The sequence below is a fragment of the Amycolatopsis sp. TNS106 genome (assembly GCF_019330265.1).
In the GTDB taxonomy this organism is placed as follows: Bacteria; Actinomycetota; Actinomycetes; order Mycobacteriales; family Pseudonocardiaceae; genus Amycolatopsis; species Amycolatopsis lurida.
Window position 1 is genome coordinate 1,132,234 of the sequence record NZ_CP024972.1, and the last position, 23,685, is coordinate 1,155,918.

At 69.6% G+C, this 23,685-nt stretch carries 20 protein-coding genes and 1 pseudogene; 13 read left to right on the plus strand and 8 right to left on the minus strand.

The window, feature by feature from the left end:
• Nucleotides 1-14 precede the first annotated feature (14 nt).
• From CVV72_RS05120 to CVV72_RS05135, 4 genes are read left to right on the plus strand one after another with little or no spacing between them, the layout of a single operon-like run.
• Nucleotides 15-590, plus strand: coding sequence for a hypothetical protein (locus CVV72_RS05120; RefSeq protein ID WP_219151269.1), 576 nt, complete (start codon nt 15-17; stop codon nt 588-590).
• A gap of 12 nt (nt 591-602) precedes the next feature.
• Nucleotides 603-980 carry a hypothetical protein gene (locus tag CVV72_RS05125; RefSeq protein ID WP_219151270.1) on the plus strand — a complete coding sequence of 126 codons (378 nt, stop codon included), beginning with the start codon at nt 603-605 and terminating at the stop codon, nt 978-980.
• Between the two features lie 23 nt (nt 981-1,003).
• On the plus strand, nt 1,004-1,579 hold the full coding sequence (locus tag CVV72_RS05130) for an HPP family protein (protein WP_219151271.1): 576 nt from the start codon (nt 1,004-1,006) through the stop codon (nt 1,577-1,579).
• Complete coding sequence (locus tag CVV72_RS05135; protein WP_219151272.1) at nt 1,576-3,972, plus strand: GNAT family N-acetyltransferase; 2,397 nt, start codon at nt 1,576-1,578, stop codon at nt 3,970-3,972. Before CVV72_RS05130 ends, CVV72_RS05135 begins: the two co-directional genes overlap by 4 nt.
• A gap of 57 nt (nt 3,973-4,029) precedes the next feature.
• Here the strand turns inward: CVV72_RS05135 and CVV72_RS05140 are convergent, their stop codons facing one another.
• From CVV72_RS05140 to CVV72_RS05155, 4 genes are all read right to left on the minus strand, one after another.
• Nucleotides 4,030-4,614, minus strand: a complete 585-nt coding sequence (locus CVV72_RS05140) for a DoxX family membrane protein (protein WP_219151273.1) — start codon at nt 4,612-4,614, stop codon at nt 4,030-4,032.
• Nucleotides 4,615-4,657: 43 nt separating this feature from the next.
• A complete protein-coding gene (locus tag CVV72_RS05145) occupies nt 4,658-5,080 on the minus strand; it encodes a hypothetical protein (RefSeq protein WP_255632531.1) in 423 nt (140 codons plus the stop codon).
• Between the two features lie 150 nt (nt 5,081-5,230).
• Nucleotides 5,231-5,896: a CBS domain-containing protein gene (locus CVV72_RS05150; RefSeq protein ID WP_219151274.1), complete on the minus strand. Its 666-nt coding sequence runs from the start codon at nt 5,894-5,896 to the stop codon at nt 5,231-5,233.
• Nucleotides 5,897-5,914: 18 nt separating this feature from the next.
• Nucleotides 5,915-6,814 (minus strand): universal stress protein, encoded by a 900-nt coding sequence (locus tag CVV72_RS05155; RefSeq protein WP_255632532.1) that lies wholly within the window; start codon nt 6,812-6,814, stop codon nt 5,915-5,917.
• A 149-nt stretch (nt 6,815-6,963) separates the two neighbouring features.
• Here CVV72_RS05155 and CVV72_RS05160 point away from each other — a divergent pair, with 149 nt between their 5' ends.
• The 4 genes from CVV72_RS05160 to CVV72_RS05175 all read left to right on the plus strand — a co-directional run bounded on the left by CVV72_RS05160 (nt 6,964) and on the right by CVV72_RS05175 (nt 12,550).
• Nucleotides 6,964-8,088 (plus strand): lycopene cyclase family protein, encoded by a 1,125-nt coding sequence (locus CVV72_RS05160; RefSeq protein WP_219151276.1) that lies wholly within the window; start codon nt 6,964-6,966, stop codon nt 8,086-8,088.
• Complete coding sequence (locus tag CVV72_RS05165) at nt 8,085-9,755, plus strand: SulP family inorganic anion transporter (protein WP_219151277.1); 1,671 nt, start codon at nt 8,085-8,087, stop codon at nt 9,753-9,755. Before CVV72_RS05160 ends, CVV72_RS05165 begins: the two co-directional genes overlap by 4 nt.
• Nucleotides 9,736-10,731 (plus strand): nitroreductase family protein, encoded by a 996-nt coding sequence (locus tag CVV72_RS05170; RefSeq protein ID WP_255632533.1) that lies wholly within the window; start codon nt 9,736-9,738, stop codon nt 10,729-10,731. The genes CVV72_RS05165 and CVV72_RS05170 overlap by 20 nt, the downstream gene beginning before the upstream one ends.
• A gap of 97 nt (nt 10,732-10,828) precedes the next feature.
• Complete coding sequence (locus CVV72_RS05175) at nt 10,829-12,550, plus strand: GAF domain-containing protein (RefSeq protein ID WP_219151278.1); 1,722 nt, start codon at nt 10,829-10,831, stop codon at nt 12,548-12,550.
• 78 nt (nt 12,551-12,628) lie between these two features.
• On the opposite strand, the gene CVV72_RS05180 is transcribed toward CVV72_RS05175, so the two are convergent.
• Nucleotides 12,629-13,291, minus strand: a complete 663-nt coding sequence (locus tag CVV72_RS05180) for a response regulator transcription factor (protein WP_219151279.1) — start codon at nt 13,289-13,291, stop codon at nt 12,629-12,631.
• A gap of 218 nt (nt 13,292-13,509) precedes the next feature.
• Between CVV72_RS05180 and CVV72_RS05185 the strand changes: the two genes are divergently transcribed.
• The 5 genes from CVV72_RS05185 to CVV72_RS05205 all read left to right on the plus strand — a co-directional run bounded on the left by CVV72_RS05185 (nt 13,510) and on the right by CVV72_RS05205 (nt 20,152).
• The gene (locus CVV72_RS05185) at nt 13,510-14,490 is read left to right on the plus strand and encodes a nitroreductase family protein (protein WP_219151280.1); all 981 of its coding nucleotides are present in this window, start codon (nt 13,510-13,512) and stop codon (nt 14,488-14,490) included.
• Between the two features lie 24 nt (nt 14,491-14,514).
• Nucleotides 14,515-15,888, plus strand: coding sequence for an MBL fold metallo-hydrolase RNA specificity domain-containing protein (locus CVV72_RS05190; protein ID WP_219151281.1), 1,374 nt, complete (start codon nt 14,515-14,517; stop codon nt 15,886-15,888).
• Nucleotides 15,889-16,092: 204 nt separating this feature from the next.
• Nucleotides 16,093-16,608 (plus strand): GNAT family N-acetyltransferase, encoded by a 516-nt coding sequence (locus CVV72_RS05195; RefSeq protein ID WP_219151282.1) that lies wholly within the window; start codon nt 16,093-16,095, stop codon nt 16,606-16,608.
• 104 nt (nt 16,609-16,712) lie between these two features.
• The gene (locus CVV72_RS05200) at nt 16,713-17,615 is read left to right on the plus strand and encodes a universal stress protein (RefSeq protein WP_219151283.1); all 903 of its coding nucleotides are present in this window, start codon (nt 16,713-16,715) and stop codon (nt 17,613-17,615) included.
• Nucleotides 17,612-20,152: a cation-transporting P-type ATPase gene (locus tag CVV72_RS05205; protein ID WP_219151284.1), complete on the plus strand. Its 2,541-nt coding sequence runs from the start codon at nt 17,612-17,614 to the stop codon at nt 20,150-20,152. The genes CVV72_RS05200 and CVV72_RS05205 overlap by 4 nt, the downstream gene beginning before the upstream one ends.
• A 69-nt stretch (nt 20,153-20,221) precedes the next feature.
• On the opposite strand, the pseudogene CVV72_RS05210 reads toward CVV72_RS05205, so the two are convergent.
• From CVV72_RS05210 to CVV72_RS05220, 3 genes and pseudogenes are all read right to left on the minus strand, one after another.
• Nucleotides 20,222-21,517 (minus strand): annotated as a pseudogene (locus CVV72_RS05210) (wax ester/triacylglycerol synthase family O-acyltransferase); the annotation flags it as partial.
• Between the two features lie 18 nt (nt 21,518-21,535).
• Nucleotides 21,536-23,416, minus strand: coding sequence for an ATP-dependent zinc metalloprotease FtsH (gene ftsH / locus CVV72_RS05215; protein WP_219151285.1), 1,881 nt, complete (start codon nt 23,414-23,416; stop codon nt 21,536-21,538).
• A gap of 27 nt (nt 23,417-23,443) precedes the next feature.
• Nucleotides 23,444-23,674 (minus strand): SHOCT domain-containing protein, encoded by a 231-nt coding sequence (locus CVV72_RS05220; RefSeq protein WP_219151286.1) that lies wholly within the window; start codon nt 23,672-23,674, stop codon nt 23,444-23,446.
• Between the last annotated feature and the right edge of the window lie 11 nt (nt 23,675-23,685).

Sequence of the window (23,685 nt, forward strand, 5' to 3'; positions counted from 1 at the left end):
CACAGGAGAAAGCCATGAAAGCGCGTCACGGACTCTGGTTCACGCGAAATCCGCTCATCCGGTGGTCGGACCGGCTCGAAGCCGCGCTCGTGATCGGTGTCGTCCTGCTGACGCTGCTGGCGATCCCCTTCGCCGCGGCGGTGGGTTCCGAGGCCTACGCCGAAGGGCGGAAACGTGCGGCGGAGGAAGCGGCGAACCGGCAGGAGACGACCGCCGTCCTGCTCGCCGACGCCCCGCCTGTACGAGTGCGTCTCGACGGAGTGCCCCTGGACGAGAAGGTCGAAGCGATCGCCCGATGGGCCGCGCCCGGCGGGCTGATCCGTGAAGGCGTGGTGACCGTCGACGCCGGGTCGGCGACCGGGAACGAAGTGCGGATCTGGCTCGACGCGAGCGGGCATCCCGTCGAGGCGCCGGCCACTGACGCCGATGCCCTGAGCCGGGGCATCGGCGTCGGCGCCGGACTGTGGCTGGGCTGGCTCGCTCTGGTCACGGGGGTCTTCCTGGTGTGCCGGGCGGCGCTCGCCCGCGGCCGTGCCGCCGAGTGGGCACGCGAATGGCAACGGATGACCCAAGACCGGCCCACCGCCTGAACGGAGAAGAAGATGAGAATCCTGCTCACCGAGGCCGGCTTCGACGAATCCCGCGAGATCGCGGCCGCGCTGCGGGACCTGGGCTGCCGGGTCAGCCCGTGCCACGTCCGGTCCGGAGTGTGCCGGGCTCTTGCGTCCGGCGGGACCTGCCCGCTGGACGAGGAGGATCGGCCGGATCTCGCCGTCGACGTCCGCGGCACCGAGGCCGCCTTGACCGCACGCGAATTCGGTGTGGTGTGCGCACTCCGGGCGCGGGTCCCGGTCGTGATGACCACATCGGGTGGCACGGGTGCCCCCGTCGTCCCACCAGGTTTCGAACACCGTGCCACGGCTTGCCCGCCGGAAGACCTCTTCGACGCGTGCGGGGCGTTCCTGCGGAACCGCGTTTGACGAACGAACACAAGGAGGATCCGATGCGTGCTTCGGAGATCATGTCCAGTCCGGCAGTGGCGACCACTCCCGCGACACCACTTCGCGAGGCGGTGGCGGTGCTGACCGAGAAGGGCTTCGCCGGCCTTCCGGTCGTCGACGACGAAGGCCGGGTCCTGGGGACCTTCACCGAATTCGACGCGTTGCGGGGAATCCGGGCGGGCGGTGACGGGATGACGGTCGGGGCGTTGATGTCCACGCCGGTGGAGGTGATCTCGCCGTCGACCGAGGTGGCGGAGATCGGCAGGCGGATGCTGGCCGACCGGCTGCGGTGCCTGCCGGTCGTCGAGGAGGGCGTCCTGGTCGGTGTGGTGAGCAGGCGTGACCTGCTCCGGCCGCTCGTCCGGCCCGATGACGCGATCGCCGCACAGGTGCACGGCCTGATCAGTGACTACGCCGGACATCGTCCGAAGTGGACGGTCAAGGTCGATGGCGGCTACGTGAACATCGCCGGTGAGTTCCGGGACGAGGCCGAACGGCGGGTGCTCGACGCGCTCGCCCGCACGGTGCCGGGCGTGGTCGCCGTCGTGCTGGTCACCGGGAATCCGGCGGCGACATGACGGCCGGGACGAGTGCCTTGCTGGCGGACGGCGACATGGTCACCGTCCGCCGGTTGCGTACCGAGGACTTCGACGCCGTCCTGAACCTGCATCAGCGGCTGGACGAGCGCGACCGCTATCTGCGCTTCTTCACCGCCCATCCGGGGAGGCTGGATCTGCTGAGCCGGTTGGCGATCGACGGCCCGGGTATCGGAGCGTTCCGAGGTGACGAACTCATCGGGATCGCCCACTATCGCCCATGGTCCGAGGACGACTCGGCCGAAATCGCGCTGGTCGTCGACCACGCGGCCCAGGCACACGGGGTCGGCACCCTGCTGCTCGAACATCTCGTGTCCTTGGCCTTGGCGCAGGGCATCCACCGTTTCGTCGCGCTGGTGCTCGCGGAGAACACCCGGATGATCAAGGTGTTCTCCGACCTCGGCCTCCCGTACGTCATCGGACGGGGAGGGCCGGAGCTCGACGTCGAGATCGAACTCGGCGAGCCCGACCGATACCTCGAGCGGATCGAGGAGCGGGAACGACTCGCCGACGTGGCGAGCCTCCGTACGGTGCTGGCCCCGGCCTCGGTGGCCGTCGTGGGGGCGGGCAGGCGTGACGACTCGGTGGGCAGGGCGATCCTGCGGAACCTGCTCGACGCCGGCTATACCGGGGACGCGTACGCGGTGAACCCGAACGCCAAGGAGATCCTCGGCGTTCCCTGTGGTCCCTCGGTGTCCGCCCTGAACGCGACGGTCGACCTGGCGGTGATCTGTGTTCGCGCGGAGTCGGTTCCCGGCGTCGTCGAAGACTGCGGGCGCGCCGGCGTGCGAGCGATCGTGCTCGTCACGGCCGGGCTGACCGGGACGCCGCTGGAGCACCGTGTCCGTGAGCTCGTCGCCAGGTACGGGATTCGCCTGGTCGGCCCCAATTGCTTCGGCGTGGCCAACACCTCTCCGTCGGCCCGTCTCGACACCACGTTCGCTCACCGGGCCGCTCGGCGAGGCCGCGTCGGGGTGGTGACCCAGTCCGGCGGTTTCGGGATCGCGCTGATGGACGCGCTCGCCTGCCTCGGACTCGGTCTGTCCACTTTGGTCTCCACCGGCGACAAGTACGACGTGAGCGGCAATGATCTCCTGCGGTGGTGGCGCGGTGACGGGGAAACCGACATCGCCGTGCTGTACTTGGAATCCTTCGGCAATCCGAGGAAGTTCAGCAGGCTGGCGCGCGCTCTCGCCAGGGATAAGCCGGTCGTCGCGATCCGCGGGGCCGCCACCGCGGCGGCGCAGCGGGCCGCAACGGCGCACACGGCCGCGCGAGCGGTCCCGGCCGCGACCAAACTCGCGTTGTTCGGCCAGGCGGGTGTCCTCGTCGTCGACACGGTGACCGAGGTACTCGGACTGCTCGCCGCGCTCTCGTGGCAGCCGTTGCCATCCGGTTCACGGGTGGTCGTCGTGAGCAACGCGGGCGGCGCCGCGGTCCTGGGTGCGGAGGCATGCGTTCGCAATGGCCTGCTCCTGCCCGGACTGAACCGGCGGACTCAGGATGCTCTCCGGCGGCTGCTGCCCGAACACGCGAGCGTGGGCAACCCGCTCGACACGAGCGCCGCAGTCACGGCCGACACCTTCGCCTCTTGCGTCTCCGAGGTCCTGGCTGACGAAGGTGTGGACGCGGTGATCGCCGCCGGCGTACCCACCGGCGTCGGCGATCCGCTGGCCGGGCTGGTCGCGGTGCCGGAGAGCAAGACCGTCCTCGCCGTGCGGCTCGGCCAGCTGGAGTCGGTCGTCCCGCACCACGGGATTCCCTGCTACGCCGATGTCGAGGAAGCCGCCGCCGTCTTGGCGAAGTTGTCCGAACGAACCCGCTGGCTCGAGGCGGGGGAGAGGGGCAGGCCTGATCTCGCCGGTATCGATCTCGCGACGGCGACCCGGCTGGTGGGTGAGTACCTCGCCGCGCATCCGGGTGGTGGGTGGCTGTCCCGGAAGGACGGTGAGGATCTGCTCGCCTGTTTCGGGATCCGGGTGACCCGGCGCCGGTTCGGTGATCGCGAGCTGCTGATCCGCGGCCAGGCCGACGACGTGTTCGGCCCGGTCGTGGTCCTGGGACTCGGCGGTATCGACGGAGCCTTGCTCGACGACCGGTCGACCGGTCTGGGACCGCTCAGCACCACCGATGCCGAGGCTCTGGTCGACAGCCTGCACGCGAGCAAGGCGCTGTTCGGTGCGAGCAACGCCCTCGACCGTGCCGCGCTCTCGGAGTTGCTCCTGCGGACCGACCGGATCATGGAGCTGGTGCCGGAGGTCGTCGACGTGGACCTCGACCCGGTATTCGTGTCGCGGGAAGGAGCCGACCCGGGCGCCGTCCGGGTCCTCGTCCGGCAACGGCCATGGAACGATCACCATCTTCGCCGGCTGTGAGCGAACGAAATCCCGGCACCGGGGGGTCGACGGTGCCGGGACGGCTGTTCGGAGAGGTCATCGAAGCCAGTGGTTACGGTCCACGAAGGAGAGGCGCCGCCACTGCTTTCCCAGCCCCCAGGTGTTCCCGGCGGCCGTCGCGGCCAGCGCGATGAGCACCAGCGCGTAGATCACGTGGTATTCGATGATCGGGTTGGTCGACATGGTCGGCTCGCCCGCGCCGTTCGTCCGGGCGGGCGGCCACTCTGCGACCCACATCAGCAGCATCATCACGCTGCCGGTGATGGCGGAGAGCCGCAGTCCCACGCCCACGGTGACCGCGAGCCCGATGCCGAGCAGGCCCGCCATGAACAACCAGTCCGCCCACCAGGTGCCGCCCCAGGAGCGGAGGGTTTCGGCGAACGGGCCGACGTCGACCCGGCTCAAGAAACCCTTCGTCGGCGAACCGCCGTTGATCCAGGCGTTGCCGGAGGCAGTGGCGTAACCGAGACCGAAGGTCTTGTCGAAGAACGCCCACAGGAACAGCAGACCGGTGGCGACGCGGAGCACGGCGAGACTCGCGGCGCCCCGTGACCGTCCATCATGGACTTCCGGATGTTCGACGGGAACACTGCGTCGATGCCCGCTTTCGGTGGTGGTCATGGAACTCTCCTCTGATCGGTGTTTCGAGGTCGATTCGAGTGTGTTACGACACGGCACGCGGCTCTGGGGCCGAAAGGCCCGGGTACGCGAGGCCATCGTCATGCGCCGCGGCAAGACTCGCCCGGCATGCTCGGATCAGCTGACGGGTGGCCCTGGTCGGCGCCGCCCGCCCACAGCCCGGGCAGGAGAAGGTGACGTCTCCGGCGAGTTCGTCGACCGCGACGGAAAGCGCGAGAGAGCAGGAGCGGCACCAGCGGTGGCCGGTCACGATGATGACGTGCAGCGGCGAGGACACGCACTGGTGCAGCCAGCGGCGATGGGTCCGGCAGGTGATCCGCTCCAGGGGATCACGGTCGTGCTCTTCCTCGAGGTCTTCACGCGACAAGGTGAGCGCGAGCCGTCGATCCTTCAGATCCGCATAGCGGGCGAGGGGAGTCGGTTCCTGGTGGTTGTTCGTGGCCGACATGGGAGGCGCCTCGCTTCCGATCCGCGGGTTTCCGACCTGTACGCCCAGCGTGCTCGCCTCGTCGGAGACGCGAATGAGGCGGACGCCCCGGGCGAAGTGGCCCTTCGGTCCGCCGGGATTCCCCGGAGCACAGGCCGAAGGTCCCGCGGCTCAGCTACCGAGGGAAGCGGGCCGGATGGCGTCGTCGTCCCAGACGAAGTCGAGCCGGTTCCGCACGTCGACCACGCCGGGGACCTCACCGGCGAGGGCGCCGGCGCGTTCGACCGCGCCGCGGTTGTCCAGCCTGCCGAGCAGCGTCACCACCCCGTCGGCGACCGTGACGGACGCCTGCCCGGGTGCGACCCGCAGGGTGCGGGCAAGGACGTCGCGGTCGATCTCGGCGCGGATGTCCTCATCGGCACGCCGGAACCCGGACAGCAGATCCCGGCGTGACACGACACCGACGAGTCTCCCGTCCGCGACGACGAACAGCCGCCGCACGTCCTTCTTGGCGAGGCGTACCGCCGCGGCCGCGACGGAATCGCCCGCGTCGATCGTCACGACCGGTGAGGTCATCAGGTCCTCGGCGCGCGACGCCCTCGCTTTGCGCGCCTCGCCCCTCGAATGGTGACCGGCGAACAGGGCGGGCCGGGGAGCGCGGAACCGGGCCAGGAGATCCGCTTCGGACACCACGCCGACCGGTGCTCCGCCCTCGTCGACGACGGGCACCGCACTGATCCGCCGCCTTGCCAGCAAAGCGGCGATCTGCTTGTACCCGGTGTCCGGCGCGACGGTGACCGGGTCGGTGGTCATGACTTCGGAAACGGTGGTGCACATGGGGGCGCTCCTTCGTTGTCAGGAAGCCGCGGTGCGGGCGATCAGCACCGGGCAGGCGGCGTGGTGGATCAGGCTTTGCGCGGTCGAGCCGAGCAGGAGACCGCGGAACCCGCCGCGGCCCCGGTCGCCGACCACGATCAGCTGCGCTTTGCCGCTCCAGCGCAGCAGTTCCTGGCGGGGTTCGTCGTGCACGACCACCTGGTGCACCTCGACGTCGGGATAGCCGTCGCGGAACTTCGACACCTGCTCGGTGAGCATCCGCCGAGCGGACTCCGTGAACGCGTCCCAGCCGTAGTTGCCCGCGGGATCACCGAAGGAGCGGGAAGCAGAGACGTCTTCCCAGGCGTGCACCGCGACCAGATCGGCTCCCCGGGCGCAAGCCTCGTCGAAGGCGGCGGCGATCGCGGTTCCGGCGGTGGGGCTTCCGTCGACGCCGACCACGACGGGTTGTCTCCACGCCGTGGGCAGATCCCACGTGTGGCCCCGTACCGACACGACGGGGCAGTGCGAGTGCCCGGCGAGCGTGGTCGTCACCGATCCGCCGAACAGCGCGGTGAAGCGGTTGTGCTCGGTGGCACCGAGGACGATCAGGCGGGCGATGCCGGAGGCCTCGATCAGCGCTGGGGCCGCGGAGTCGTCGGAGAGGTGAGTCCGGACGACGGGGCCGTACGCGCGCCCCACGGTGTCCGCTGCTTCACGAAGGATGGTCTCCCCGCGGTTCTTGACCTTGCGCAGGAGTTCGTCCGACGGCGGAACGCTGCCGAGGTAGTAGTCCGGTATCCCGAGCGCGTGCCACAGTTCCAGGGAGGTCTCGTGCCGGTCGGCGGCCTGCACACCCCACGTGGCGGCGGCACGGGCGCCGGTGGATCCGTCGGCGCCGACGACGATCGGCCCGGCCAGCCGGAGGGTTCGGTTCATCATCGGCTCTTTCCACTCGCAACGGCCCTGCACGGCAACGCTAAGCTGCGGCGGATACGCGGTCCGGTGCCGTTGGTCCCGGATTCCCGGGACCTCGGGTGCGCCTCTGGTCACTGGCGCGCGGGCCCGTGGAGCCGTTCACTCGATCGATGACGATCCTCATCGCAGGCGGAGGACTCAGCGGCCTCAGCCTCGCGGCCCATCTGGTGGCGCGGCCGGAACCCTTGGGGCCGATCATCGTCGTGGACGACGGTCGCCGGCCGCTCGCGACCGCGGGCTGGGCGTCCTGGTCCGTCGAGCCGGGACTCCTCGATGAAGCGGTTTCGCGTACGTTCGACCGGTTCCACGTGCACGCGGCCGGGCGCAGCCGGGTCGTCGGTCTCGGCCGGTACAAGTACCGCTTCGTCCGTGGCGACGATCTGGCGGCGGCGGTCGGCAAGGCCGCGGCGAGACGCGGTGACGTCGTCTTCCGCCGCGGCCGGATCACCGACATCCGGCAGGCGGGTCAAGGCGCGGAAGCCATTGTGGACGGTGAAGTGTCGAGGGCCGACTGGATCTTCGACAGCGTTCATCGGCCCCACCCGGCCCGCGTGGACGGCTGGCTGATCTTCCGCGGCTGGCACGTGCGCACGGCCGAACCGGCGTTCGACTCGGCCGTGCCCACCTTCTTCGACTTCCGTACCTCCCAGAACCGCGCCGCGAGCTTCGTCTACGTCTTGCCGCGAGGTCCGCGAGAAGCCCTGGTCGAGTACACGTCCTTCGCGCCGCCCCGGTCGCGGGGTGTGGCGTATCCGCAGGAACAGCGAACCGCTTTGCGGGAATACCTCACCACGGTTCTCGGTGTGCGGGAATACGCGGTCACCCGTGAGGAATCGGCTTCCCTGCCGCTCTCCGCTTCGGCCGTCGACCGCAGACGCGGCTCGATCCTCGCCATCGGGACGAAAGCCGGGCTGGTCAAGGCGTCGACCGGCTACGCCTTCCAGCGTATCCAGGCCGACAGTGCCGCGATCGCGAGATCCTTGGCGTGCCGAGGACATCCCTTCGACCTGCCCACGCCCAAGGCGCGGCACCTGCTGTTCGACGCCACGCTCCTCGACGTCGTGGCACGGGACCCGGCTCAGCTCGAACGGGTCTTCGCGGCCTTGTTCGACCGATCGTCGGCGGAGCCGGTACTGCGCTTCCTCGACGAGGAAAGCTCCCTGCCCCAGGAGGGGAAGTTGTTCGCCCGCTTGCCGCCTTCGCTGTATTCGGCGGTTCGCCGGAGACCTCGATGAAGATCTCCTTCGCACGCTATCAGCGCTCGTGGCTACGAGGTGACCTGCTGGCCGGGGCGACGGTCGCCGCGTATCTGGTGCCCCAGGTGATGGCGTACGCGGAGGTCGCGGGGCTGCCACCGGAGGTCGGTCTATGGGCGGTGATCGGTCCCTTGGCGGTCTATGCGGCGCTGGGTTCGTCGAAGCTGCTTTCGGTGGGTCCGGAATCGACGACCGCCTTGATGACTGCCGTCGCGCTCGGCCCACTCGCCGCGGGTGATCCCGCCCGCTACGGAGCGCTCGCGGCGATGCTCGCGCTCGTGGTCGGCGGCTTGTGCCTACTGGGGGGTATGGCCCGGCTCGGCGTGCTGGCGGAACTGCTGTCGAAACCGGTACTGACCGGCTACATGGCCGGGATCGCGGTGCTGATGATCGTGAGCCAGCTGGGCAAGCTGACCGGCGTCCCCGTCACGGGCGACGGGATGATCGCGGAATTCGGCTCGTTCCTCGTGAACATCGCGCACCCGCACTGGCCGACCTTGATCCTCGGTGGTCTCGTGCTGGCCGGCCTGCTGGCGGTGCAACACTGGCTTCCACGCTTCCCCGGGCCGTTGGCCGTCATCCTGGTGGCGACCGCCGTCGTCACTGTCTTTTCCTTGACGGAGAAGGGGATCAGGGTGATCGGGCCGGTACCGGGAGCGCTGCCGGTGCCCGCGGTCCCCGTGGTGAACGGCGCGGATCTGGTGAACCTGCTGCTGCCCGCGCTGGGGATCGCCCTCGTCGGCTTCTCCGACAATGTCCTGACGGCTCGCGCTTTCGCGGGCAGGCGCGGCGAACAGGTCGATTCCACTCGCGAGTTGCGGGCGCTGGCCGCGTCGAATCTCTCGTCGGGACTTCTGCACGGGTTTCCGGTCAGTTCGAGCGGCAGCCGGACCGCTCTGGCCTCCGCGATGGGTGCCCGGACCCAGTTGTACTCCCTTGCCGCGCTCGCGACCGTCGTGCTGACGGTTCTTTTCGCGGGACCGTTGCTGGCAGGTTTCCCCAAGGCGGCATTGGCGGCCATAGTCGTCTACGCGGCGTTGAAGCTGATCGATCCCCGGGAATTCCGGCGCATCGCGCGGTTCCGCCGGAGCGAGTTCGTCCTGGCGGTGTCGACCTTGCTCGCCGTCGTCGCGCTGGGTGTCCTGTATGGCGTGCTGGCCGCCGTCGGATTGTCCATCTTGGATCTGCTGCGCAGGCTGGCGCGGCCGCACGGTGCGGTACTCGGGTTCGTTCCGGGCGTACCCGGCATGCACGATGTCGGCGACTATCCGCACGCGACGACCGAGCCGGGCCTGGTGATCTATCGCTACGACGCGCCCCTGTGTTTCGCCAACGCCGACGACTTCCGGCGACGAGCCCTCGCCGCACTGGACGACGGGACGGAGGTCGAATGGTTCGTCCTCAACGCCGAAGCCAACGTCGAACTCGACATCACCGCGGCCGACGCCTTGCGCGGGCTCTGCGAGGAGCTGCGACGACGCGGGATCACGTTCGCGCTCGCCAGGGTGAAACAGGAGCTGCGCGAAGATCTCGAAGCCGCGGGCCTTCTCGGGCTCATCGGCCCCGGCTCGCTGTACCCGACACTGCCCAGCGTCGTCGACGCGTTCCGGGAGAGGAAGAAGGCACATGCCGAACCCCCGCGATGAGCGAATGTGGTCCGACGGTGAGATCGAGGTCCTGGCGCGGGCGGTCCTCCGCGCACCCTCCGTGCACAACATCCAGCCGTGGGCACTGGCCCTGCCCGATCTGCGCGCGGAACTGAGTGAACGGACCGATCTCTCCCTTCCGGAGCACGACCCCACCGGTCGCGACCGGCTCATCTCCTGCGGAGCGGCCCTGGAGAATCTCGTGCTGGCCGTCCGGGTGCTGGGGTGGGCCACCGAGGTGGAGATGTCCCACGGACGTGGGTCACTGGTCGCCGTCGTCACGCCCTCCGGCCGCGAGCAGCCTTCCGACGGTGAGCTGCACGCGTATGCCGCCATCTCGCGCAGGCGAAGTCACCGTCGTCCGTTCGCCGAGATCCCGATAGCGCCGTCGCTGCTCGCACCGGTCATCGAACAGTTGCCCCACGGTGTCGGCTGCCGGGTTCTGCGCGCCGGCGACGAAGACCTCCTCTCGGTACTGCTCGAACAAGCCGCTAGAACGATTCAAAACCGCGAGGGACTTCAGCGAGAACTCGAGGAGTGGACAGGAGAGTGGCGGCCCGACGGTGTCGGTGACGGCCTGGTCCGGCCCGGCTACGACAAGGCGAGCCTTCCGTGGGCGGGGCTGGTCCGCCGGACCAGCCTGATCCCGGACGCCCGGACCCTCGCGCGGAGACTGGCCGTGGAGAACGTCCTGATCTTCTGGGCGAAGGAGGACGATCGCGCCGGCCACGTCGCGACGGGCGTGGCCATGCAGCGTTCTTGGCTCGCGGCCGTCGACGGAGGGCTGGCCGCGTCGGTGCTGACCCAGCTGCTGCACGAGGAAGCCGTCCGGAAGCGGATGACCGCCGAACTGAACCTGCCGGGACATCCCCAGCTCATCATGCGGCTCGGCTATCCGGACGGGCCGGTTCGGCACGCCGCCCGCCGCCGACCCGGTGAGATCGTGTGGCAACCGGACGATCATCGGCCGTTCTGACGGCCGCGTGGCTTGGCAGGAGCGGCCGGTGGTGAAACGCTGGAGCCGATCGGGCGACTAAGACGAGTCGCCATGCCGACCCACGAGGAGCAACCGAATGCCGCCGGATCGAGGTCCGTCCGACGAGACGCCACCGAGCGCGGCGGTCTTGACCGGGCTGCGGCTCGACGAACTGCTGCACGAGGTCCAAGAGCGGCTGTCGGAGATCGTCAAGACCCGAGACCGGCTTCAGGGCCTGCTCGACGCTGTCCTGGCCGTGGCCACCGGGCTGGAGCTCGACTCGACCCTGCAGCGCATCGTGCAGGCGGCGGTCGAGCTGGTCGACGCCCGCTACGGCGCGCTCGGCGTGCTCGGTGACGAGGACGGGCTCTCGGAGTTCGTCTACGAGGGCATCGACGCGGAGACCCGCTCCCAGATGGGCCATTTGCCCGAAGGCCGGGGTCTGCTCGGGTTGCTCATCGCGGAGCCCCATCCCGTCCGGGTCCCCGATCTGACCCTGCATCCCGCCTCGGTGGGGTTCCCGGCGAATCATCCGCCGATGCACAGCTTCCTCGGTGTCCCGGTCCGCGTCCGGGACGAGGTCTTCGGCAACCTGTACCTGACGGAGAAGCGGGGTGCCGCCGAATTCACCGCCGATGACGAGGTCGTCCTGCAGGCCTTGGCCGCGGCGGCCGGTGTCGCCATCGACAACGCCCGGCTGTTCGAACGGTCACGGACGCGGGAGCGCTGGCTCGAAGCGGTCGCGGAGGTCAACGGTGAGCTCCTGGGCGGAGCCTCGGTCACCGATACGCTGAACCTCATCGCCACCAGGGTTCGCGAGCTCTCCGCGGCCGACCAGGTGCTGATCCTGCTCGCCACGGAGATCGGGCAACCGCTGACGGTGAGCGTCTCCGCGGGGGAGCGGATGACCGTTCTGGAGGGTACGTCGATGGCCGGTGGGCATCCGGCCATCGACCAGGTGCTCGGTTCCGGTCAGCCCAGTCTCGTCCCCGACCTGGGTACGGTCTCCCATCAGCAGGCCGAGCCCGTTTTGGAGGGACTCGGGCCGGCGGCGGTGATCCCGTTGAACAGCACTTCCGGCGTCGGAGGGGTGCTCGTCGCGGGCCGGGACAAGGGTTCCCCGCAGTACAAGGCCGATCAGCTCCCGATGCTGTCGTCGTTCGCCGATCAGGCCGCGGTCGCGCTGGAGTTCGGTGAGAAACAGCGTAATCAGCGGCTGCTGGACGTCCTCGCCGATCGGGACCGGATCGCTCAGGATCTGCACGATCACGTCATCCAGCGGATGTTCGCCACCGGGATGAGCCTGCAGAGCATCGTGCCCCGGGTACCGGACGTGTTCGCGCGGGACAGGGTCACGCAGGCGGTGGAGCAACTGGATCGCACGGTCCGTGAGATCAGGACGTCCATCTTCGACCTGCACACCTCGGGCTCGGACGCCTCGAAGAGCCTGCGCCGCCGGCTGCTCGACGCCGTCACGGAGTTGACGACCGAGAGCACGCTCACCCCGTCGGTCCGGATCGCCGGGGCGGTCGACACGCTCGTGCCGCAGACCCTGCACGAGCATGCCGAGGCGGTGGTCCGCGAGGCGCTGAGCAACGCCGTCCGGCATTCCGGCGCCGACGAGATCATGATCAGCGTCGAGGCGGACCGCGAGCTGATCATCGAGGTCGCCGACAACGGCATCGGGATCCCGCAGGCGGGACGGCGAAGTGGATTGGCGAACCTCGCCGACCGGGCGGAGAGGTGCGGAGGAGAAGCCGAATTCGGAGACCGTGACGGTGGCGGCGCCAGAGTGCTCTGGCGCGTTCCGCTGACCTAGTTTCCTGCGGTGCAGGGGGTCGTGAGTGGTAAAGAGGGTTAGAACGATCACTGCCACTCACGACCACTCCGGCCGGCCCTAGCGGTCGCCGAACACCGGGGGCGCCGCGGTCCGCTTGAGTTCGGTCGCGAGGACCGCGGCCTGAGTCCGGCGCTGGATGCCGAGCTTGGCGAGGATCCGGGATACGTAGTTCTTCACGGTCTTCTCGGCGAGGAACATCCGCTCACCGATCTCGCGGTTGGTCAGCCCTTCACCGATCAGATCGAACACGGTTCGTTCCTGCTCGGAGAGGGTGGCGGTCGGATCGTTCTGGTCGCGTTCGCGCCGGATGCGGTTCATCAGCGCGGCGGTGGTCCGGCTGTCGAGCAGCGAGCCGCCACTCGCGATGGTGCGGATCGCCGAAACCAGGTCGTTCCCGAGGACCTGCTTGAGGACGAACCCGGACGCGCCGGCCATGATGGCGGTGAACAGCGCCTCGTCGTCGGCGTACGAGGTGAGCATCAGGCAGCGCAGGTCCGGCTCGGTGGACAGCAGATCCCGGCAGAGTTCGATGCCGGTTCCGTCGGGGAGCCGCACGTCGAGCACGGCGATGTCCGCGTCGCTGTGCGGGATGCGGGCGAGTGCTTCGGAGACCGAGGCGGCTTCGCCGGCGATTTCGATGTCGGGTTCGTTCCCGAGCAGATCCGCCAGCCCTCGCCGGACAATCTCGTGGTCGTCCACGAGGAACACCTTGGTCGCCATCTCTCGTTCCTCCTGCGGGGTCCCGGCTTCCCCATCGACGGTACCCGCGAATTTCGATCGTGACAGCCACCTAGACGTCCCAACGAACCGGGACCTTGGGCCCTAGCGGGACCGCCCTGGGTATTTGGTCCCGGTGATCGGTGCCCTCGGTACCTGCTGCTCCTCGCGAGACCGGGGCACCGTGGAAGCCGATCGAGTGACGACTGAGGACGGGGCACATGGCGAACGGGTGGACGAGGGCCGAGACCGAGGTACTGGCGAGGACGTTGCTGCGGGCGCCCTCCGTGCACAACACCCAGCCGTGGCGACTGGACCTCGACGGAGACCGGCTTCTCCTGCGTGAGCGCCGCGACCTGGCACTGCCCGAACACGACCCCCGGGGCCGTGACCGGCTCATCTCGTGCGGCGCCGCCCTCGCCAATGTCGAGCTGGCGGTCCGGGTGCTCGGCTACGACCCGGCCACCCGGATGTTCCCGGAGGCCGGTGAGCCGGACATCGTCGCCGCGATCGAGACCACGGGGCGCTCGGCGCCATCCGACGTCGACCTGCACCGCTACTCGGCGATAGCCCGGCGAGGAAGCTACCGCCACCCCTTCTCCGGACGGAGAGTCTCGCGGGAGAAGATCGGCGACCTGATCGCCGCCGCGGCCGAGAGCGGCGTCGAAGCCAGGCTCATCCACGACGAGCTGGAACTCTCCCGAGTCGCCGACCTGCTCGAATTCGCCGCCGAGGCTTATCAGCACGATCTGGCGTACCAGCGCGAACTGGCCCTCTGGACCATCCACGACGAGCAGTACCACCGCCACGGCGTCGGACTGGCCGCGAGGACGCTTCCCGCCGGATCGCTCCCCTGGGCGGGACTGGTGCGTCCGGGAACGGCGCTGCCCGATCGCCGAGTCCTTCAGCGTCGCCTCGCCGGTGAGACCTTGCTCGTCTTCCTCACCATCGATGACGGCCGGTTCGACCACCTGCACGCGGGACACGCCCTCCAGGACACCTGGCTCGAAGCGGTCGACGACGGCCTGGCCGGTTCGGTCCTGACCCAGCCCTTGCATCTGCCCGAAGTCCGCTCGGCCTTGACCGAAGATCTGGAACTTCCCGGGTTCCCGCAGGCCGTCATGCGCTTCGGCCATCCCACCGGGCTGGTGACGCCGAGCCCCCGACGTGCCGTCGACGAAGTCCTCGGAAACGGATTCTGAGCTCCTCACGAGAAAGGTGCCAACGTGACCATCGCGCTGACCTTCCATGGCGGAGCCGGAACCGTCACCGGTAGCAAGTACCTGCTGGAAACGCCCTGTTCCCGCGTCCTGGTCGACTGCGGCCTCTTCCAGGGCGTCGCCGATCTGCGCCGCCGGAACTGGACGCCGCTGCCTCGGGCGCTGACCGATGTCGACGCCGTGGTGATCACCCACGCGCATCTGGACCACTGCGGGTATCTGCCGGTCCTGGTGCGGTCGGGCTGGCGCGGACCGGTCTACGCGACACCGGGCACCGCTGCTCTCGTGCCGATCGTGCTGGAGGACAGCGCCCATCTCATGACCGAGGAGGCCGCGCACGCCAACAAGTACGGCTGGTCGAAACACCGGCCGGCGATGCCGCTCTACGACGCGGGCGACGCGCGGAAGGCGATCGGACTTCTCGAAGAACTCGAGTACGGCGCCGAGACGACAGTGGGCAAGGACATGACGCTGCGGTTCGGGCGAGCCGGCCACATCCTCGGCTCCGCGTGGGCTCAGCTGCGCTCCGAGGGACGTGACGTCGTGTTCAGCGGCGATCTCGGCCGTCCGGCGCACAGTCTTCTGCGGCCGCCGTCGCCGCGGCCACCCTGCGACGCGCTGGTACTCGAATCGACCTACGGTTCCCGCGTCCACCACGACGCCGGTGCGATGGACCAGCTCGCCGACGTGGTCAGGCGGACCACCGGACGTGGTGGCAGCGTGCTCATCCCGGCGTTCGCCGTCGACCGGACCGAAGTGGTACTGGCCGCGCTCGCGAAACTGATGCGGTCGCGGTCCATCCCCGACCTGCCGGTGTATGTGGACAGCCCGATGGCGTTGACGGCGTTGCGGGTATACCGCGAGGCGTTCCGCGACCGCTGGCCGGAGATCCGGCCCGAGCTGGCCGGGCACGATCCGCTGACTCCGCCTTCGTTGACCGAGCTGCGGACCGTGGAGGAATCCATGCGGGTCAACGCGCCGAGAATGCCTTCGATCATCATCTCCGCGTCGGGGATGGCGAGCGGAGGCCGGGTACTGCATCACTTGGAGCACATGCTCCCGGACTACCGGCACACTGTGCTCATCGTCGGCTACGCCGCTCCCGGCACCCGCGCTCGCAGCCTCGCGAACGGAGCCAGGCAGATCAAGATCCACGGCCGCTACACGACGGTCCGCGCCGACGTGGCCCAGCTCGACACCTTCAGCGCCCATGCCGACGCGGACGAGCTGGTGCGGTGGGCCACCGCGGGAACGCCACCGAAGACCACCTACCTCGTGCACGGTGAACCCGACGCGTCGGAGGCGGTCGCCGAACGGCTGCGCGCCGAACGGGATTGGCAGGCTGTCGTTCCTCGTGATCGGGAGCGGGTGCTGATCTGACGGCTGCGTCTCTGGCGAGGCCCCGGTGTCGCGAAAGCCACTTTCGAGGCGTGTGATGTCCCGAAAGTGGCTTTCGCGACACGAACGCCGGGGGCTTTCCCTGCTCGGTTCGACCGCCGGGTGGAGGATGAGGGACGTTGGGCCCCGGTGCCAAGGCCTCTTCGGCCTTGTCGCAGCGAGAGCCCGCGGCCCTACGCTGAGCCGATGGACGGACAGCCGGTGCGCCTGCGCGATGGCCGGACCGTCTTCGTGACCCGTCTGAGCCCCGCCGACTCCGAGGAACTCGGCGAGGCGCTCGCCGAGGCGGATCGGGAGACGTTGTACCGCCGGTTCTGCGGGCCGCCTCCGAAGGTGACACCGCGCCTGCTGGCGCGCCTGACCGAGCTCGACTTCGATCGACGTTACGCGCTGGTCGCCCGGGACGAGGCCGGGAAGGGAGTGGCGATCGCGCGGTACGAGGCGACGGCCCAGCCCGGCGTCGCCGAAATCGCGGTAGTGGTGAAGCCCGCCTGGCGCCGGGCCGGGCTGGCGTCCGCCTTGGTCGCGAAGCTGGCGGAAGCGGCGTCGCGGCACGGGTTCAGCGAGTTCACCGCCACCTACCTCGCCGACAACCGGCCGGTCGCCGACCTGCTCGACTCGGCGGGGGCGCGGCGGGTGATCACGGATGGGCTCGCGGACGCGGTGGTGCGGCTGCCGTCTCCTCCCTCCACAGTGGACTGATAGGCCGAAGGTCCCGTCTCCTGGTTACGAACGCCGCTGCCTTCTTCGCGAGTCAGTTCCTAACGTCCAAGGCAGTTGCCGAAATCAGGATGGGGTGAACCGCCATGCCGGAGAATTCAGGGCACCGGGTCGTCGTCGGTGTCGACGGCTCGGAGTCCGCGATCAGGGCCGTCCGCTGGGCGGCGGAGCAGGCGCGCCGCCGCCACGCGGAACTGACGCTGGTGCACGCGATCGACGACGAGTCACTGAGTCACCCGAGGCCGATGCCGACCAGGGAGGATCTCTCCGGGATGATCCGGATGCGCGGGCATCGCCTCCTCCGGGAGGCCCGTGACGCTGCCAGGGAGATCGCGCCGGACGTCCACGTCTCGCTCGACCTGCGGCACGAGCGCCCGGTGCAAGCGCTGAAGGACGCGGCGGGGAACGCGGACCTGCTCGTGCTGGGGACCGAAGGCCTGCGTCCCTTGGGCCGGGTGCTGGTCGGATCGGTGTCCATCGCGCTGGCGGCACGTGCGGCGTGCCCCGTCGCGCTGATCCGACCGCACGTCGCGGAAGCCGATGCGCCACAGGACGGACCGGTCGTCGTCGGCATCGACGGGACGAGGACCAGCGAGACCGCGCTCGCGCTCGCCTTCGAGGAAGCTTCCTGGCGGCAGACGGAGCTGGTCGCCCTGCACTGCTGGGACGACGCCTTCCTATCGGCGGTGTTCGAGGAGACGCACTGGAGCTTGGAGCGGTCCGAGATCGAGGAGAGCGCGAACGAGGTGCTCGCCGAACGCCTCGCGGGCTGGCGGGAGAAGTATCCCGACGTGCGCGTCCACCGAGAGGTCGTCCGTGGCCGTCCGGCGGACGAACTGCTCAAGCGTGCGGACCAGGCGCGACTGCTGGTCGTGGGCAGCCGCGGGCGCGGCGGGGTCGCCGGGATGCTGCTCGGTTCGACGAGCCAAGCGGTGATGTCCTACGCGCTGTGCCCGGTGATCGTGGCTCGCGAAACCGTGGACCGGTGACCGGTTCCGTCGTGGCCCGGGAAACGGAGGGTCTCACCGCCGCCGAAGCGGCGACGGCACTTCGCCGGGACGGGCCGAACACCTTGCCCACCGCGAAACAGCGGAATCCGCTGCTGACGCTGGCCGGGCAGATGGTCCACTTCTTCGCGCTCATGCTGTGGGCCGCCGCCGGTCTGGCTCTCCTCGCCGGAATGCCGGCGCTGTCGATCGCGATCGCCGTGGTCGTCCTGCTCAACGGCGCGTTCTCGTTCGCGCAGGAGTACCGCGCCGATCGGGCCGCCGAACGGTTGCGGGATCTGCTGCCGGTCCGCGCGACGGTGCGCCGGGACGGGCGCGCGGTCGTGGTGGACGCGGCGGAACTGGTCGTGGGAGACGTGGTCCTGCTCGAGGCGGGCGACCGGGTGTGCGCGGACGGACGGCTCGCCGAACGCGGGTCGCTGTCGGTGGACGAGTCGATGCTGACCGGCGAGAGCAGGCCCGTGCGGCCGGAGGTGGGCGGATCCGTCTTCGCCGGGACGTATGTCACCGAAGGGCACAGCGTCGCGATCGTGACGGCCACGGGCCCCCGCTCCCGGCTCGCCGGGATCTCCGCGGTGACCGCGAACGCCGTGCGGCCCAAGAGCCCTCTGGCCGCGCAATTGCACCGTGTGGTGCGGATCGTGGCGCTGATCGCGGTCGCGGTCGGCTGCGTGTTCTTCGTCGCCGCCCTCGGCCTGGGACGCGCGGGAACGGAAAGCTTCCTGCTCGCGATCGGCGTGACGGTCGCGCTCGTCCCGGAAGGGCTGCTGCCGACCGTGACGCTGTCGCTGGCACGAGCGGCGCAGAAGATGGCGGGCCGCCACGCCTTGGTACGCCGGCTCGAATCCGTCGAGACGCTGGGGGCGACCACCTTCATCTGCACCGACAAGACCGGCACGCTGACCCGCAACGAGATGTCCGTCGTCCGGGTGTGGACCCCGTCCGGGACCGTCGAGGTCGACGGGATGGGGTACCGGCCGGTCGGCGAGCTGACCGGCACTCCGGCCTCGGTGCGAGCCGCGGCGAGGCTCGCGGACTCCGCGGCACGGTGCTCACCGGACGCGCACGCCGTCGAAGAGGCGAACGGGTGGCGGCCGGTGGGCGACCCGATGGAGGTGGCGCTGCACGTCCTCGCCGCACGAGCCGGAGTCGGTGTCCCTCCGCCGCCGGCCCGGAGGCGGCCGTTCGATCCGCGTCGGCGCCGGTCGTCGGTCGCGGACGCCGGCGGTCTCCACGTCTCGGGCGCACCGGACACCGTCCTGCCCCTGTGCGGCGAGGTTTCCGGTGCGGACGAAGCCATCGCCGCGTTCAGCCGGTCGGGACTGCGGGTGCTCGCGGTGGCGCACCACGCCGAACCGTCCACAAAGGAGGAAGAAGGCGGGTTGACGCTGCTCGGCCTCGTCGGACTGGAAGACCCGCCCCGGCCCGACGTCGGCACCGCGATCGCGTCCTGCCGTCGCGCCGGGATCCGGCTGGCGATGGTGACCGGCGACCATCCGGGAACGGCCGCGGCCATCGCCGAGGAAGTCGGTCTGCTCGGGCCGGACCGGCTCGTCCTGGAGGGCAAGGACCTGCCCGCCGACGACGAGGAACTCGGCAGACTGCTCGACGTCGACGGCGTGGTGGTCGCGAGGGTCGCCCCGGAGGAGAAGCTCCGGATCGCGAAGGCCCTCCAGGCGCGAGGACACGTCGTGGCGATGACCGGCGACGGCGTCAACGACGGGCCGGCCTTGCGCACGGCCGACATCGGTGTCGCCATGGGCGCTTCGGGCAGCGACGTCGCCAGGGAAGCGGCCGACCTGGTCCTCCTCGACGATCACTTCGGCACCATCGTGGCCGCCGTGGAACTCGGACGCGCGACGTTCGTGAACATCCGGCGTTTCCTCACCTATCACCTGACCGACAACGTCGCCGAGCTCACGCCGTTCGTCGTGTGGGCGCTCGCGGGCGGGCAGATCCCGCTGGCCATCACCGTCCTTCAGGTCCTGGCGCTCGACATCGGCACCGACCTCCTCCCGGCGGTCGCGCTCGGCGCGGAGCCGCCGAACCGGCGCACGATGGAGGGGCCCGCGAAGGGCGGTTCCCTGATCGACGGCAGGCTGGCGCGCCGCGCCTTCGGGGTGCTCGGCCCCGCCGAGGCCCTGTCGGCCATGGCGGCGTTCCTGGTGGTGCTGCTCGGCGGTGGATGGTGGTTCGGCGAGACGCCCGGCACCGCACTGCTCGCGACCGCGTCCGGAACCGCGTTCTCCGCGATCGTGCTCGGCCAGCTCGCGAACGCCTTCGCCTGCCGGAGCGAGTCACGCTGGATCGGCAGGATCGGTTTGCGGGGAAATCCGTTGCTGTGGTTCGCGATCGTCTTCGAACTCGCGATGCTGGCCGCCTTCCTGCTCATGCCCCCGCTGCCCGGCCTTCTCGGCGGAACCGTGCCGAGCCCGCTCGGCTGGGTGCTGGCCTTCGCCACCGTGCCGGTCGTCTTGCTCGCCGACACCGTCCACAAGGCCGTTCGCGCCCGGTCGTGACCGGTGCGCGATCCTCGCCAAGGCCGAGAGCTCGTTTTCGATGGCCTTGGCGAGGAAACCGGTGTCCGGCGCACTCGCGAAGTCCAAGGTGATCCCGAAGTTGAGCTTGTCGCGATAGGAGAACACGGCCACACCGGTCCGGAGCCGCAAGGCGACCGGGACGTAGGGGTAGAGGTCGGTCACCTCCCGTCCGAGCAACCGCAGCGGTGTCCGGGGCCCGGGGACGTTCGTGACCACTGAGACCACGTTGTGCTGCGGGAGCCCGGCGGCGAGCCGGACGGCCCACGCGATGGGGGCGAACGGCGCGGAGGCCGCGACACCGGTCAAAGCGGCGCCGGCTTCCGCCTCCTTGCTCGCCTTCAACGCGGCCGAACGCCGATGGACGGCGACCAGCCGTCCCACGGGATCGGGGACGTCGACGGGGAGCAGGGGAAGCATCAGCGAGACTTCGTTGTCGACGGTGCCGTGGTCGCCGCGGACGGAGATCGGTACGAGGGCGCGCATCGCGTCCGGGACCGGTCTTTCGCCTCTCCGGCGCAAGAGAGCACGGAACGCGCCCGAGACGGCCGCCAGCGCCACGTCGTTGACGGTGACCTCGAAGGCACGGCAGACATCGTGGACGTCGTCGAGGGAGGTGTGTGCGACCTCGTAGCGGCGGTCGGGCCCGATAGGGCCGGAGAGCGACGACCTCGCCGCGGGGATGAGCGCGGAGGCGAACGCCGTCAGGCCCGAGACGGCGTCCGCGATACCGCGCACCGCCCGGGCAGGGGAGAACACCAGTCCTGCCACCGAGCGAAGCTGGGCGACAGGCGTCAGCAGAAGCCTGCGTGCGGCATCCTTGAGCAGGTCCAGGCTGCCGAGATCGGGGACCGGTTCGGCTGAGGCGGCGTGCGGTGGCGCGTCCGTGAAGAGGACCTTCAACAGCTCGTTACCGGTGACGCCGTCCGCGACGCAATGGTGCAGTTTCGACAGCACCGCCCAGCGGCCGCCGGAAAGCCCCTCCATGACCCAGAACTCCCACAGCGGATGATCCCGGTCGAGGCGTTCCCCCATCAGCAGGGCGACCAGTTCGCACAGCTCTTTCTCCCCGCCGGGGGGCGGAACGGCGATCCGGTGGAAGTGCCGGGCCGCGTCGAACCGGTCGTCGTCGACCCACACCGGTGGACCGAGATCGAGCGGTACCCGGTGGATCTTCTGCCGGTAGCGGGGGATCAGCGGCAACCGGGCGGTGATCGACCGGACGAAGTCCGCGTGCGACGGCGGCGGGCCTTCGAGCACCGCCACCGACGCGATGGAAAGGGACGCGTTGGAATCCCCGTCCTCCAGTTCCAGGAACGCCGCGTCGAGCGGGCTCAGATGGTCCATCGGTGCCTCCCGGATCGTTCAGGACGCGAGATCGCCGGCTTCGGTTTCCTGCCGCAGCACGTCGAGGACGACGCTCCCGTCGACTGTTTCTTCGCTCATCAATGCGGCGGTCAGCAGGTCCAGCGCTTTCCGGTGCCCGCGCAGAGTGCTGACGGCCCGGTCTTCGGCCGCGCGGACCAGCCGCGCGACCTCCCGATCGATCACCTGCTGTGTTCTTTCGGAGAAACCACCCTGCCGTCGCTCGGCGGGATCCTCGGCGAGGAACCGGTTGTGTGCGGCCGGATAGGCGACCGGGCCGAGCGCGGTGGACAGGCCGAACTCCGTCACCATCTTCACCGCGAGCGCGGTGGCACCGGCGAGATCGTCGGCGGCGCCGGTGGAACCCTGGCGGAATACCACCAGTTCCGCGGCACGGCCGCCCAGCCGCACGGCCAGCAGATCGGTGAGGTAGGCCTCGCTGTAGAGATGCCGTTCGGCTTCGGGAAGCTGCTCGGTGGCGCCCAGCGCCATCCCCGCCGGGAGGATGGTGACCTTCGCGACCGGATCGGCGTGCTCGCACAACGCGGCGATCAGCGCGTGACCGGATTCGTGGACGGCCACGGCGTGCCGTTCTTCGGGCAGCAGGGCGTTGGACGTTTCGCGGCGGCCGAGCAGGACCCGGTCACGGGCGGAGTCGAGATCGGCCGCCGTGATGGTCGTCCGCCCGTCGCGGACGGCGTTGATCGCTCCCTCGTTGACCAGATTCGCGAGATCCGCGCCGGAGAACCCTGGCGTTCCGCGGGCGACGCGCCGCAGATCGACGTCAGGACCGAGATGCTTGCCGTGTACGTGAACGGCGAGAATGGCCGCGCGTTCGTCCTGGTTCGGCAGCGGGACGGTGACCTGCCGGTCGAACCGGCCCGGCCGCAGCAGCGCGTGATCGAGGGATTCCGGCCGGTTGGTCGCGGCGAGCACGACGATCCCGCTGCTCTGATCGAAACCGTCCATTTCGGCCAGAAGCTGATTCAGGGTCTGTTCGCGTTCGTCGTGGCCGCCCGTACCGCCGAAGCCCCGGCGGCTGCCGACGGCGTCGATCTCGTCGATGAAGATGATCGACGGCGCCCGGTTTCTGGCCTCGGTGAACAGGTCTCGGACCCGCGACGCCCCGACGCCGACGAACATCTCCACGAACTCGGAACCGGTGACCGACAGGAACGGCACACTGGCCTCGCCCGCGACCGCGCGGGCCAACAGGGTCTTCCCGGTTCCCGGCGGTCCGACCATGATGACCCCTCGTGGCCCTTTCGCGCCCGCCGCCGCGTAGCGGTCCGGGTCACGGAGGAAGTCGACGATCTCACTGACCTCCTGCTTGACCCCTTCGTATCCCGCGACGTCCGCGAACCGGGTGGTGGGTCGCTGCGCCTCGATGATCTTCGCTTTCGACCGGCCGAAACCGCCGGCCCCGGCGAGGGAGCGTTGCGCTCCTTTGCTCATCCAGACCAGGAAACCCACCAGAAGCAGCAACGGCACCAGACTGCCGACGAAGGACAGCACGGCAGACGACCCACCCTGCGCACCGGTGACCTGGACGCCTTTCTCCTTCAGCTTCGGCAGCAGCTGGTCATCGGCGAACGCGACGGGAAGCTGTGTCGTGAAGGCCGTCCCGTCACGGAGGTTTCCCTTGATGGCTCCTTCGTCGTCGACGGTGATCTTCTCCACCTGCCCGGTGTCCACTTTGGACAGAAATTCCGTGTAGCCGAAGGAGGGTGTCTCGGCGGTCAGCAGATGAGGCAGGAAGAACAGGAGCAGCATCACCAGGAAGACAGCGGGGACCACCCAGCGGCGCCGGCCCGAGGGTTCGGGAGGGGCCGCGGGTGGGATCGGGTCGGAGGGCGGACCGGGTTTGGCCGTCCGTGACATCACAGGTCCTTTCGTGCGCGGGTCCGGTCACCCGCGAAGCACGGCACGCCGTGTCTCGAACTCGTCCTTGTCGATCTCCCCGCGTGCGAAGCGTTCGTTCAGGATCCTGACCGCGTCGTCGTGCCCGGTCGAGGTCTTGGTGGTGCGGCGCAACAGGATCACCGAGACGGTGATGAGGCCGCCGACCAGGATGAGCACGGTGATCAGCATCAGCAGCATGCTGACCCAGCCGCCGTTGGAGTAGTGCCAGTAAGGCATGATCGCTCCTT

Bases quoted from the DNA above. Each gene is read 5' to 3' on its own strand.
- CVV72_RS05120 (WP_219151269.1), top strand. From the start codon at position 15: ATGAAAGCGCGTCACGGACTCTGGTTCACGCGAAATCCGCTCATCCGG.
- CVV72_RS05125 (WP_219151270.1), top strand. From the start codon at position 603: ATGAGAATCCTGCTCACCGAGGCCGGCTTCGACGAATCCCGCGAGATC.
- CVV72_RS05130 (WP_219151271.1), top strand. From the start codon at position 1,004: ATGCGTGCTTCGGAGATCATGTCCAGTCCGGCAGTGGCGACCACTCCC.
- CVV72_RS05135 (WP_219151272.1), top strand. From the start codon at position 1,576: ATGACGGCCGGGACGAGTGCCTTGCTGGCGGACGGCGACATGGTCACC.
- CVV72_RS05140 (WP_219151273.1), bottom strand. From the start codon at position 4,614: ATGACCACCACCGAAAGCGGGCATCGACGCAGTGTTCCCGTCGAACAT.
- CVV72_RS05145 (WP_255632531.1), bottom strand. From the start codon at position 5,080: ATGTCGGCCACGAACAACCACCAGGAACCGACTCCCCTCGCCCGCTAT.
- CVV72_RS05150 (WP_219151274.1), bottom strand. From the start codon at position 5,896: ATGTGCACCACCGTTTCCGAAGTCATGACCACCGACCCGGTCACCGTC.
- CVV72_RS05155 (WP_255632532.1), bottom strand. From the start codon at position 6,814: ATGAACCGAACCCTCCGGCTGGCCGGGCCGATCGTCGTCGGCGCCGAC.
- CVV72_RS05160 (WP_219151276.1), top strand. From the start codon at position 6,964: ATGACGATCCTCATCGCAGGCGGAGGACTCAGCGGCCTCAGCCTCGCG.
- CVV72_RS05165 (WP_219151277.1), top strand. From the start codon at position 8,085: ATGAAGATCTCCTTCGCACGCTATCAGCGCTCGTGGCTACGAGGTGAC.
- CVV72_RS05170 (WP_255632533.1), top strand. From the start codon at position 9,736: ATGCCGAACCCCCGCGATGAGCGAATGTGGTCCGACGGTGAGATCGAG.
- CVV72_RS05175 (WP_219151278.1), top strand. From the start codon at position 10,829: ATGCCGCCGGATCGAGGTCCGTCCGACGAGACGCCACCGAGCGCGGCG.
- CVV72_RS05180 (WP_219151279.1), bottom strand. From the start codon at position 13,291: ATGGCGACCAAGGTGTTCCTCGTGGACGACCACGAGATTGTCCGGCGA.
- CVV72_RS05185 (WP_219151280.1), top strand. From the start codon at position 13,510: ATGGCGAACGGGTGGACGAGGGCCGAGACCGAGGTACTGGCGAGGACG.
- CVV72_RS05195 (WP_219151282.1), top strand. From the start codon at position 16,093: ATGGACGGACAGCCGGTGCGCCTGCGCGATGGCCGGACCGTCTTCGTG.
- CVV72_RS05200 (WP_219151283.1), top strand. From the start codon at position 16,713: ATGCCGGAGAATTCAGGGCACCGGGTCGTCGTCGGTGTCGACGGCTCG.
- ftsH (WP_219151285.1), bottom strand. From the start codon at position 23,416: ATGTCACGGACGGCCAAACCCGGTCCGCCCTCCGACCCGATCCCACCC.
- CVV72_RS05220 (WP_219151286.1), bottom strand. From the start codon at position 23,674: ATGCCTTACTGGCACTACTCCAACGGCGGCTGGGTCAGCATGCTGCTG.